A 12331-nucleotide genomic window follows, 5' to 3' on the forward strand; every position below is an offset into this window, starting at 1 on the left:
CCTCCGCCACTGAAAGCAGAAGCTGCGGGGATATGTTGGTAATTAAAAGGTGACGATGACCTTCAGGGATGAGTCCTCCTTCTTGTCGACCAGGCGGAACCCTTCCGCGGCATCTTCATAAGGCAGCCGGTGGGATATGACGGCTCTGACGTCCACCGCTCCGCTTGCCAACAAATCGATGGCGGAAATGGTATCCTCGCGTGTGTACGTCATGCAGCCCACAATCTCCTTCTCGGTCTGCTGCAGATTCACGATATCGAAGGTTTGCGTGCCATGGAACATGGCGATCGTTACGCAGCGGCCGCCTTTGCGAAGCAAGGCAAGGGCATCATCCACGATCCCGGGTACCCCGGCAGCAATCAGCACCTTATCGAACTCGCCGGCAATCTCCTTCTTGGCTTCCTCGGTCCAATGTTCTTTGCCGCGAATGTTCAGGGTATGGGTCGCCCCCATATCTTTCGCGGATGCTAGCGCATAATCCATGACGTCCGTCACCATGAGCGTGGTAGCGCCGGCAGCCTTGGCAGCCGTCGTGGCGAGCAGCCCGATCGGTCCGGCACCTAGGATGGCGACCTTGTCTCCGACTTCGATCCCGGCCTTGCGTACCGCATGGACCCCTACCGCGAAGGGCTCAACCAGCACGCCCAGCTCATGGTCCAGCTGATCCGGCAGTTTGAATACGCATGCTTCCGGCGCCGCGAAATACTCGGCCATCGAACCGTACCAGCCCTTGAGGCCCGGCGCTCCCCGTTCGGCGCAGTAATTCGTTCTTCCCGTCAGGCAGTAATCGCATTTGCCGCAGCCGACCTGGGGCTCCACGGTCACCCGATCGCCGATCCTGAAAGATGTGACGTCCTTGCCCACCTTCACGATTTCGCCGGACACTTCGTGGCCGATAATGACGGGCGGCTTCCGGAACAAGTGCAGTCCTTTGTAGGTATGAATATCCGATCCGCAAATACCGGCGGCTTTGACCCGGATCAGAACTTCCCCTGCCCCGATCTCCGGTACGTCAACGTCTTTAACGACAACTTTGTACGCATCCTCCACATATACAGCCTTCATTGTCTCTCCCCCTCGTAGTAATTCAAGATGGCGGTCTGATCCCGTATCTCTCTGTTATATAAAAAGCGCTTGCTTCGATTCCTGCAGATGCTTGCGCATCACGTCGGCGCTGCTCTCCTTGCCGGTTTTCAAAGCCTCATAGATCTTCCAATGATCCTCAAGGAACTTCTCCATCCTGTGCGGATCCTTCCGCAGATGCCGGCGGGTGATTCGCTGAAGATGATCGTGGTAGTTCAGCAGTACCCTGTGGATTTCCTGATTGCCCGTACACTCGCAAATGATCAGGTGGAAATCATGGTCGGCCTGTGCGAAATTCTTGACGTCAAGCCGGCTGACGATATCGGCGGTTTCGGCTAAATTGCTCTCCAGCTCCTGCATCTGCTCAGGCGTAAGCCTGGATTCGACCTGCTGGCAGTTGAACGTCTCCAGCGCGATCCGAAGATCGTAGATATCCACGATCCGGTTCACGGACAGATCGTTGATGATAATGCCCTGTTTTGATGAAACGGTGACAAAGCCCTCGGCTTCAAGCCGCGTCAACGCCGCTTTAATCGGCGTCTTGCTCATCCCCAGCAGCTCAATCAATTCACGCTCGGACAAGAAACGCCCCGGCTCGAACTTCTCGTTCAGAATGCTTTCCTTGATTTCATTGTAGGCCACGTCTTTTAACAGAAGTGAAGAAGCGGTCCCTTTGCTTTTATCCATCGTCATTCGTTGATTCTCCTATCTTGGCAATTAATCCGTGCTATTGATCCGGTTCAGGGAACCCGGCATCCCGTACGCTGATAAAATAATCCGGTGATCCCAGCTGCCCGCCCTTGAGAGCCAATTCAAGGCCGTCAAGGCTGGCGTCGTCCGAATATACCCTGCAGAGCGGAGCTCCCGGGGATACGTCCCATATCATCTCCAGCCCGTAGGCGCCCATTTCGCTGGTAACAAAACCGGAGGTGTCCCCTCCAGCGACGACAATCCGGCCGAGCTTGGCTTGCCCCATGATCTGCTTGGTTAACTTCCCGAGGCTTCTGCCGATAAACTCGCCCGCTTCCGCTCCAGTGAAACCCATGGCCTTCAATCGCGTCCGGGTCTCGCCGATCGCTTCATCCTCCGGGCCAAGCGCCGTATAGAGCACAACGCTTTGTCCTTCTGCGAGAACGTCTACAGCTTGTCGAACAAGTTCCGACCGGGCCGTTCCCTGGGTATCTTCCATGGCGTCCGGCGTAATGCGAATGCCGCGGAAGCCTGCGGCTATCGCCCGCTCAATCTGAAGCCGACTGACCGGGGAAGCACTCCCTGACACCACCAGAATCGTATCGGTAGGCCGGACGGGCGCTGCGGGCGCGATTTTCTCAGACGAAGGGGCAGCGAGCCCGAGCTCATCCCAATGGGCAGCCAAAGCGTATTCGACGCCGGACGAACCGACAACGAATGCCCCCGCCCCTTCGGGTCTGTCCTGAATCAGCTGGCCGCACCGCTTGAGCCTGTCCTCATCCAAGGCATCGAACAGCAGAATTCCCGGTTTCTCTCCCAGTTTATCACGATATCGGTCAAGAACCGCATCCGGGTCTCCATCCAGTTCGATAATATCCATCAATGCAATCGTATCGGCCGTCTGCTCCGCGAGATGAAGACGCAAATCCGCCTCATGCATCGGCGTGGATGGATGCTGTGACATGACGGGATGCCGGTCCAAGCGGTACACCGTATCATGCATTTTCGCAAAATGCTGTCCGAACAGCGTATAGCGTCCGAGGCGTGGCGCTCCGACCAGCAGCGGAACCGTAACCTGATCGGAAAAATAGTCTCTGGCCACCCCGATCGCGCGGCCTATACTGCCAACCTCCGGTGACGAATCGAAGGTAGAGCACGTCTTATAGTGAACGAGCGGCGCGCCGCTCATGGACAGCTTCTCAAATACCGGCCGGAGCTCGGCCTCCATATCCTCCGGGGATTTGGCTCTGCTGGTGCCCGCTACCCCTATGCAGCGCAGGCCTTCAAACTTCTTGAGCCGATCGAGTGAAGGAGCTTCCAAAAATAGCACCGTGCGGTAACCGCTTCGGGCCAGCGCCTCCATCGCATCCGTCGAACCCGTAAAATCATCGCCATAGAAAGCAAGCAGCAGCTCATTATCGTTCATGCTCGTCCCTCCTGAATCTATGATAGATCTATCATAGATCTATTTGAGACCTATTGTATGTGCAGCGCTTTCAAATGTCAACACTCTTTTCGATTGAACGTGAGATATGTCATTGCGAATCTCTCCCTGGGCAACCTCGCTTCCTCAACATATTAGCCAAGCGCCGGCTCATAAACTTAATGGATGGCAGTTTAAACGGATGCGTTTCGTAAAAACCATGTGGAGGGAGATACCGATGATGGAGGATCAGAACCAGAAACGAGAAAATGCCGGCCGTATACCCCAGCCGATTCGCAGCGACGGTGCTGGCGGGCCGGACTATGGTCCGCGGGATGTGATGAGGGATATCGAGAATCCTGACATGCTTGTCCCTCCGGTCACGGATGCGGGCTTGATGCCGAATCTGAAAATGTCGTTCTCCGACACGCATATGCAGCTGAATCATGGCGGCTGGTCGCGGGAAATTACGGTACGGGACCTGCCGATTGCAACCACGCTGGCCGGCGTGAACATGAGCCTGACGCCCGGCGGAGTTCGGGAGCTGCATTGGCATCAGCAGGCGGAATGGGCCTATATGATATGGGGCAGCGCCAGGATTACGGCCATGGATGCAAGCGGCAGGAATTTTATCTCGGATGTGGGACCGGGCGACCTTTGGTATTTTCCGGCCGGCCTCCCCCACTCGATCCAAGGACTCGAGGATGGCTGTGAATTTCTGTTGGTCTTTGACGACGGCCACTTCTCGGACCTGAACACCTTATCGATCTCCGACTGGTTTGCCCACACGCCTAAGGACGTGTTGTCCGCCAACTTCGGCGTGCCGGAGAACGCGTTTGATCATATCCCTAAGGAGCAGGTTTATATTTTTCAAGACCAGGTACCGGGTTCGCTTGCCAGCCAGGAGGTGCAGTCTCCCTACGGAACGGTGCCGCTCAGCTTCAAGCACCGGCTGTTGGCGCAAGAACCGATCATAACCCCTGGCGGAAGCGTAAGGATCGTGGATTCCCGCAATTTTCCGATCTCCAAAACCGTTGCTGCCGCGTTAGTCGAGATCAAACCTGGCGCCATGAGAGAGCTCCATTGGCATCCGAATCAGGACGAATGGCAGTATTACTTGACCGGGCAGGGACGAATGACCGTATTTGCAGGCAATGGAGCGGCTCGGACCTTCGATTACAGAGCCGGCGACGTCGGTTACGTGCCTTTTGCCTTCGGTCACTACATACAGAACACGGGGACGGAATCCTTATGGTTTCTGGAAATGTTCAGAAGCGATCGGTTCGAGGATATCTCCTTGAATCAATGGATGGCCTTGACCCCTCGGGACCTGGTCCAGGATAACCTGAACGTAGGAAACGAAGTCACCGACGCTTTGCGCAAGGAGAAGTGGCCTGTCGTAAAGTATCCGGGATATTCGTATTACCCGCGATAACGTTCCAACCCCTTCTTTGTCTCGGACATTGCCCGTTTTATCAAAAGGCCTTGCAAACCTGCCAAAGGGCTTGATTCCGGGGCGGTCTGCATGTGCTGTCATGCTGAGATTGACTTTTCCTTCCTTCTGCCATATAGTTCATTAATGAAACTATTTCATACGTGAACTATTTGAGAGGAGAACTATCATTGAACGACAAAGCAAGGCAGTGGATCGACCGCTATGTCGATGTCTACCTGCTGGTATCGCGGCGGATCAATGCCCAGATCCGAGAGCAGCTCGGCGAAGACCTCACCAGCGACCAGTTTCAGGTGGTACGCTTGATCAACGGCATGGATCGCTGTACCTCATCCTATCTGGCGGAAGCGCTCGCGGTCGGCAAAAGCTCGGTCACGGCCATCGTCAACCGCCTCGTGGATGCCGGCATTATCGACAGAACCCGAGACGAAGCGGATCGCAGGCTGGTGTATCTGACTTTAACGGAGTACGGACATACGATTTTTGAATCGGCCCAGGAGCAGATAAGGGAGATCATCTCCCCTTACCTGCAGCATTTTGAAGAAAAAGATATCGAAATGTTTATCTCGATGTTCGAGAAACTGGGGCAATTGATGTTTGAATCAGGGGGGAGAAAGAATTGAGAGCTATACTGAAAGCAAGATGGGCCATCATCGTGCTGTGGCTGGTGGCCGCCGTCGCGCTGTTTATGTTCGCGCCTTCCATGGCGGACCTGGTGCGGGAGAAGGGCCAGCTATCCGTGCCGGATGGATATACCTCTTCGCGCGCGGCTGAAATCCTGAAGGAAGCCTCCGGGGGCGAGGGCGGGGAAACTCTGAACCAGGTTGCGCTTGTCTTCAACAAACCCGACGGGTTAAGCGAAGCGGATAAGGAAAGCATCCGGCTGGGCGTTCAAGCTTTAAACGACAATAAAGACAGCCTTCACATCGATTCCATTAATGAACCGTTCACGCAGACGGAGCTGGAAGACACGCTCATTGCCAAAGACGGCAAGACCATCATGGTCGCGCTTCAGGTCAGCGGGGGCGAGGAAGCCGTGAAAGAGCTGCCCGGGAAGGTCGATCAGGTGCTCGAAGGCGTTCAAGCCGATCATTATCTGACCAGCGAAGGTCTCATCAACGAAGATACCATCGTCAGCTCCGAGGAAGGCCTGAAGAAAACGGAATATATTACGGTCATCTTTATTCTGTTGATCCTGTTCGTTGTTTTCCGTTCCTTCGTGGCACCGTTCGTGCCGCTGTTGACCGTGGGGCTCAGTTATCTCGTGTCCCAGTCGGTCGTATCATTTCTCGTGGACCAGTTCAACTTCCCGATATCCACTTTCACCCAGATCTTTATGGTGGCTGTCATGTTCGGGATCGGAACCGACTACTGCATCCTGCTGATCAGCCGGTTTAAGGAAGAACTCACCACGTCCGAAGATACCCAATCGGCCATTATCGAAACTTATCGGAAAGCCGGCGGCACCGTGCTTTATTCCGGGCTTGCCGTATTCGTCGGCTTTGCAGCCATCGGTTTATCCAAGTTCATTCTGTATAAATCCGCGGTTGCGGTTGCCATCGGCATCGCGGTTATGCTTCTTGCGTTAGTCACGGTCGTGCCGTTCTTCATGGCGGTCCTTGGGAAGAAACTCTTCTGGCCGTCACGCGGCAAGCTGGAACACAGCGAAAATAAACTATGGGGAGCGGCCGGTTCCTTCTCCCTCAAGCGTCCTTGGGCCGCCATGCTCGTCGTGGCCGTCATCGTCGGGCCCTTCCTCGCTACGTACAGCGGCAAGCTGTCGTTTAACAGCCTGGAGGAAATCGGTCCGAGTTATGATTCGGTCAAGGGCTTTAATATCATTTCGGACAGCTTCGGTCCCGGGCAGTCGCTGCCTTCCACCATCGTGATCAAGAACGATGACCGGATGGATACGGCGGAGTACATGGGACTCGCGGAAAAAATCAGCCGGGAAGTGGAAAAGGTTGAAGGCGTTTCGAGCGTTCGCGGACTTTCGCGACCAACCGGCGAGCAAATCAACGACTTCCTCATTCCGACTCAAGTCAAAACGTTAAATGAAGGATTGGGAGAGTCCAAAGACGGGCTGACCCAAATTCAGAACGGACTTTCCGAAGCAGGCAAGCAGCTCAGCGAGAATGCGCCGAAGCTGAATGAGGCTGCTGCGGGAGCGCAAGAGCTGACGAAGGGAACGGCCGACCTGAAGGACGGCATCACCGAGCTTGGTCAGGGTCTCAGCGCCATTCAAAAAGGGATTCAAAGCGGAAGCGCCGGTGCCGGCGAGCTCAAAGCCGGACTCGCCAAGGCAGCGCAAAGCGCGAAAGAGTTGGTTGCTGCCCACGACCAGCTGCTTCAAGGCTACAAGCAGCTCGACACCGGATTAGCGGCCCTAAACGGCGGCGTTGCCGGAATCCAGGAACAGTTGGGCGGCGTTGCCGCTGCTCTGAAAGGACTTGAAGGCTCCTTCACGGGATTGGAGAGCAGCCATCCGGAACTCGTTCAGGATACCGATTATCAAACGATTAAAGGCACCGTTACCCAAACGGCAGCAGGCACGGCCGAATTGGCCGCGGGATTGGGACAGATCTCCGAGCAGCTTAAGGGCGCATCGGCAGGCTTATCGGAAGCCAACGCCGGCTACGCCAAGGCAGCCGCAGGGCAAACGGCGCTTGCCGACGGTCTTCAGCAGCTTGTGTCCGGGATCGCAGAGCTTCAATCCGGCCTCTCGCAAGCCGCTAACGGGCAGGGCCAAATCGTAAGCCAGATCCCTTCCATTACGGGCGGACTGGACCAGCTGCAAGGCGGCCAGAAGCAGCTTGCCGACGGGTTCGGCGATCTTACCGGACAGATCGGAGAGCTGACGGAAGGACTGAATTCCAGCGCCGACGGGCTGAAACAAATTTCGGACGGACTGCATTCCGCTCAGGATTACCTGCAGCAAATTCAGGACGTTCAGGATGAGGACCTCAGCGGATTCTTCATCCCGCAGGAAGCCCTGGAGAACGAAGAATTCCAGACGGTATTCGATACCTACTTGTCCGATGACCGCAAAGTGATGACGCTGGATGTGGTGCTGTCAACCAATCCGTACAGCGAAGAAGCGCTGGGCAGCGTCGAACAGATTCAGGCAGCCGTCGACCGTGCAGTAAAAGACACGAAGCTGGAGAACGCCGAGGTTGCCATCAGCGGCATTACCAGCACCAACAACGATTTGCAGAGCATCTCGAATGAAGATTACACGCGTACCGTGATTCTCATGCTGAGCGGAATCTTCATTATCCTGGTCGTGCTGCTGCGATCCATCGTGATGCCGATCTACCTGATTATTTCGCTTGTCATCACGTACTTTACCGCCGTCGGCGTTACGGAGATGATCTTCGTCCACGGCTTCGGGTATTCCGGCATTACTTGGGCCACGCCGTTCTTCAGCTTTGTGATGCTGATTGCGCTAGGGGTGGATTACAGCATTTTCCTGATGGCACGCTTCAACGAGAACAAAGCCTGGAACGTTCAGGATGCCATTCTCCATGCCATGCGCAACATGGGCACGGTCATTCTGTCCGCGGTGGTCATTCTTGGCGGTACCTTTGCGGCCATGTATCCATCCGGCGTATTGTCCATGATGCAGATCGCCACGGTCGTCTTGGTTGGACTTGTGCTTTATGCTCTCCTGTTCCTGCCATTCTTCGTGCCGGTGATGGTTCGCATCTTCGGCCGGGCCAACTGGTGGCCGTTCAGCCCTAAGGAACAGGGCGACGCTTCCAGAACGGGTCATGACCTGAAGATGTAATTAACATGTTGAATACGATAAAAAGGGCTGCACCCTCGTTAGGCATACGGGGGATGCAGCCCTTTTGTCGTTCCCTCCCAAACATCGGAATCTTCATACCATTCTTCCGTAAGGGCAGGGCTATCGCATTCAGAGTATGGTACGGGCCGTTATGTCCTCTACTGCACAATTCCGATATAGAACCCGTCATATCCCTTGCTTCCAACCGTTTGAATGGCCGTGCCGGCAATCGAGGAGTCTGCCGACAGCATATCCATGAATTTTCGGATGCCATGCACCCGAGGGTCTGTGCTGTGATAATCGATGACTTCTCCGTTCCGGATGACATTATCGCTAATGATGACGGTGCCGGCCTTGGAGAACTGCAGCGCCCACTTCAAATAATTCGGATTGTTCGGTTTATCGGCATCGATGAAGATCAGATCGAACGGCTCCGCCTTTTCCTTAGCCAGTTGCTCCAACTGCGCCAATGCATCGCCTACGCGGATGCTGACCCTATCCTCCAGTCCAGCCAACTCTACGTTGGATTTGGCAACCTTCGCATGATGCGGATCGAGCTCCAATGAAATCAGCCGCCCTTCTGCCCCGATCGCCCTAGCCATCCAGATCGTGCTGTAACCGCCAAGCGTACCAATCTCCAAGATTCGTTTCGCTCCCTTGATCTGAACGATCACGTTCAGCAGCTTGCCCTGAGCGGGAGATACATCGATCTCAGGCAAGCCTGCCTCCCGGTTTGCGGCCAACACCTTCTCCAGCACCTTGTCATAAGGAATCAAATGTTCCGTCACATAATCGTCCACTTTGCCCCAAGTCGCAGCATCATTCGCATTCGCTTTCATGCCTGTTTCCTCCCTTAAACTTCAAATTGGATTTTACACATTCATTGTATGTGATTTATTATTATAAAAATAATATATAATTAAATAATTTATATAAATATAATATATAAATAAGACAGGAGTGCGGCTCCATATGAATTTACATGCCTTACGGCTGTTTCACGTCATTGCCACAACCGGCAGCGTCACCCGGGCTGCCGAATTATTAAATATAAGCCAGCCGGCCATAACGGCACAGGTTAAGAAATTCGAGAAGGAGCTTTCCCTTACCCTGTTCAAGCCGCAGGGCAGAGGCATCGGATTGACGCAGGCTGGCGCCGAGCTGCTCCCCCTTGCCAAAAGGCTCTTCTCGGTTGAGCAGCAGATCGAACAATTCTGCCGGGATTACCGCAGCGGTTCGAGGGGGCATATCCGACTGGCCGCAACCTACCTTCCCTCCCATTTTCTTCTGCCGGCCTGGCTCGCAAAATACAAGCAGCGGTACGAAGACGTCGAAATGAGCATTACCACCACGAATTCCAGCGATGCGCTTAAGCAGCTGCTGAACATGGACGTGGATCTTGCGATATACGGCGGCCTCCCTGAGGAATCTCCGGATACGATACAGACTGAGGAGCTGTTCCGGGATGAGCTGTGGTTTGTCGTCTCCCCCGACCACCGTTATGCCAATCAGCATATCTCCCTGGTCGAGATGATGAGAGAGCCCTTTGTCATGCGGGAGGAGGGAAGCTCAACGCGAGAAAGGTTATTTGCCTTATGCCGCACCCACAGCGCGCCTTCGCCCCGCATCACGCTGCAATTCAACGGCCTGCACGAAGCGATCACGGCCGTCATTGCCGGATACGGAGCCAACTTCGTGTCTTCGCTCGTGGTGCGGGAATACGTGGAGCGCGGCGAGCTCAGCCAGGTATACGTCGATGGCATCGAGCTGCAAAATATCATTGCGGTCTGCACCCGCAAGCATGAAGCATTATCCGCTGCCGCCATGAATTTCGTGGAGATGATCCGAGAACGGCCATAAGTTAATCGTAAGTCGTTTGGGAAGATGGAGCTGCGCATTTTGGAGCTTGCCTGCATTAGTTCCTTTGGGCCTTATCTGAGAAAACAACCCGTATGCTGCTCCGGCATACGGGTTGTTTATTTGCGTTCTGTTCACTTGGATCTGCCCTACCGTTTTCATACGTTTAGGGTACGATCGCGGAAAATCGCCGCGCGTCACCCTTTAATGGAGCCGATCATGACGCCTTTCTCGAAATATTTTTGCATAAACGGATAAATGAGCAGAATCGGAAGCGTCGAGACGATAATGACGCCGTACTTGATCTGGTCGGCATATCGCTGCGCGTACCCTCCGGCATCCCCGCCCGTTCCCGCACCGCTCGAGAATACCTGGTTCGACAGCAGGATATCCCGCAGAACGATCTGCAGCGGCTGGAGCTTCGTATCCCGGATATAGATCAGCGCCGTAAAGAAATCGTTCCAATGTCCCACCAAATAATAGAGCCCGATGACGGAGACCAGCGCTTTGGACAGCGGCAAAGCCACTTTGAAGAAGAAGGTAAAGTGAGAGCAGCCGTCCATGACGGCGGCTTCATGCAGCTCCTGCGGCAGCGAGTTTTCAAAGAACGTCCTCGCAATGATCAAATAAAACACATTCACGGAGAACGGGAGAATAAACACCCAGATCGTGTTGGTCAAGCCAAGACCCTTCATCAATAAATAGGTCGGAATCAGCCCGCCGTTGAAGAACATCGTGATCACAAAAATAAACATAATGATGCGTCTGGCGCGAAATTCCTTTCTGGACAGCACATAAGCCGCCGGAAGCGTGAACAGCATGTTCACCAGAGTGCCGAACACCGTGTAAAACAACGTATTTCGGTACCCGGTCCAAATCCGCATATCCTTGAAAATTTCCTGGTAACCGAAAAAACTAACATTTTTGGGGATAAACATGACCTTCCCCGTAGAGACGAGCGTTGAGTCGCTGAACGAAGCAATGATGATAAAATACAGCGGATACGCAATCAGCAGAAAAATCAAAACGCACAGAAAACCCAAGATGATCTTAAATCCCAGCTCCTTGCCGTTGATGCGCATTCTGGCAGTTTCATGTTCCACAACCGTTTCTCCTTCCCCAATCATTAGAATAAGCTCGTTTCCGACATTCTCTTCGATATCGTGTTCATCGCATACAGAAATACGAAATTGATGAGCGTGTTAAACAAACCGATAGCCGAAGCCAAGCTGAACTGGTTGGAGATGATCCCGATTTTGTAAACATAGGTGGCTATGACCTCCGAGACGGGAAGGTTCAGCGAATTCTGCATCAGGAATATTTTCTCTAAGCCGGTCCCGAGGATATTCCCCATGCTGAGAATGAACAGGATGATGATGGTTGGAACGAGTGCGGGAATATCGACGTACCGGATCGTCTGCCAGCGGCTGGCCCCATCGATCTTGGCTGCATCATACAGCTGGGGATCCACGGTGGACAAGGCCGCAAGATAGATAATGCTATTCCAGCCGCAGTGCTGCCATATGTCGGAGAGCACGTACACCGGAATAAAGGTCGAGGTGGAGGCTAACAAATTGATATGCCCCAGCCCCACCGACTTCATAAAGTGACCGACAACGCCGGTTTCGGAGGACAGCAGCACGTTCAGCATCCCGACCAGCACGATGATGGATATGAAATGGGGCAGGTATACGGTGGTCTGCATCACCTGCTTCATTCTTTTTCGGCGAATCTGGTTTAGAATGAGCGCTAAGATGATCGGGGCCGGAAAGCCGAGCACGATCGTGGCCAGACTGATCAGAAACGTGTTTCGCATCAAATCGGTGAACAGGTAACTATCGATGAATTGCTGAAAGTAGGCGAGCCCGCGCCACTCTCCGCCGGTCAAGCCTTGGCTGAAATCGTAATCCCTAAACGCAAGCTGGATGCCGTACATCGGCACGTAGTTAAACAACAGAATGACGGCAATCGCCGGAAAAATCATAATCCACAGCTGGTAATCACGTCTGAAGGTGTCCAATCTTTTGCGAGGCCCCAT

At 54.0% G+C, this 12331-nt stretch carries 10 protein-coding genes; 4 read left to right on the forward strand and 6 right to left on the reverse strand.

Annotated elements, in window-relative coordinates; genetic code table 11:
* Nucleotides 1–42 precede the first annotated feature (42 nt).
* The 3 genes from MHH82_RS23740 to MHH82_RS23750 are packed head-to-tail and all read right to left on the reverse strand — an operon-like array spanning nt 43 to nt 3199.
* On the reverse strand, nt 43–1065 hold the full coding sequence (locus tag MHH82_RS23740; protein ID WP_145037151.1) for a zinc-dependent alcohol dehydrogenase: 1023 nt from the start codon (nt 1063–1065) through the stop codon (nt 43–45).
* A gap of 54 nt (nt 1066–1119) precedes the next feature.
* A complete protein-coding gene (locus tag MHH82_RS23745; RefSeq protein WP_090909362.1) occupies nt 1120–1776 on the reverse strand; it encodes a GntR family transcriptional regulator in 657 nt (218 codons plus the stop codon).
* A gap of 34 nt (nt 1777–1810) precedes the next feature.
* Complete coding sequence (locus MHH82_RS23750; RefSeq protein WP_340968055.1) at nt 1811–3199, reverse strand: four-carbon acid sugar kinase family protein; 1389 nt, start codon at nt 3197–3199, stop codon at nt 1811–1813.
* Nucleotides 3200–3434: 235 nt separating this feature from the next.
* On the opposite strand from MHH82_RS23750, the gene MHH82_RS23755 reads away from it, so the two are divergent.
* The 3 genes from MHH82_RS23755 to MHH82_RS23765 all read left to right on the forward strand — a co-directional run bounded on the left by MHH82_RS23755 (nt 3435) and on the right by MHH82_RS23765 (nt 8436).
* A complete protein-coding gene (locus MHH82_RS23755) occupies nt 3435–4631 on the forward strand; it encodes an oxalate decarboxylase family bicupin (RefSeq protein ID WP_340968057.1) in 1197 nt (398 codons plus the stop codon).
* Between the two features lie 188 nt (nt 4632–4819).
* Nucleotides 4820–5272, forward strand: coding sequence for a MarR family winged helix-turn-helix transcriptional regulator (locus MHH82_RS23760; protein ID WP_340968059.1), 453 nt, complete (start codon nt 4820–4822; stop codon nt 5270–5272).
* Nucleotides 5269–8436: an MMPL family transporter gene (locus MHH82_RS23765; protein WP_340968062.1), complete on the forward strand. Its 3168-nt coding sequence runs from the start codon at nt 5269–5271 to the stop codon at nt 8434–8436. Before MHH82_RS23760 ends, MHH82_RS23765 begins: the two co-directional genes overlap by 4 nt.
* A 158-nt stretch (nt 8437–8594) precedes the next feature.
* Here the strand turns inward: MHH82_RS23765 and MHH82_RS23770 are convergent, their stop codons facing one another.
* The gene (locus MHH82_RS23770; protein ID WP_036660127.1) at nt 8595–9275 is read right to left on the reverse strand and encodes an O-methyltransferase; all 681 of its coding nucleotides are present in this window, start codon (nt 9273–9275) and stop codon (nt 8595–8597) included.
* 133 nt (nt 9276–9408) lie between these two features.
* On the opposite strand from MHH82_RS23770, the gene MHH82_RS23775 reads away from it, so the two are divergent.
* Nucleotides 9409–10296: a LysR family transcriptional regulator gene (locus MHH82_RS23775; protein ID WP_036660124.1), complete on the forward strand. Its 888-nt coding sequence runs from the start codon at nt 9409–9411 to the stop codon at nt 10294–10296.
* A gap of 194 nt (nt 10297–10490) precedes the next feature.
* Here the strand turns inward: MHH82_RS23775 and MHH82_RS23780 are convergent, their stop codons facing one another.
* Together MHH82_RS23780 and MHH82_RS23785 are read right to left on the reverse strand one after the other, a co-directional pair.
* Complete coding sequence (locus MHH82_RS23780) at nt 10491–11420, reverse strand: carbohydrate ABC transporter permease (protein WP_015736778.1); 930 nt, start codon at nt 11418–11420, stop codon at nt 10491–10493.
* On the reverse strand, nt 11420–12331 hold the full coding sequence (locus tag MHH82_RS23785; protein ID WP_340968065.1) for an ABC transporter permease: 912 nt from the start codon (nt 12329–12331) through the stop codon (nt 11420–11422). The genes MHH82_RS23780 and MHH82_RS23785 overlap by 1 nt, the downstream gene beginning before the upstream one ends.

Source organism: Bacillus sp. FSL K6-6540 (genome assembly GCF_038007545.1).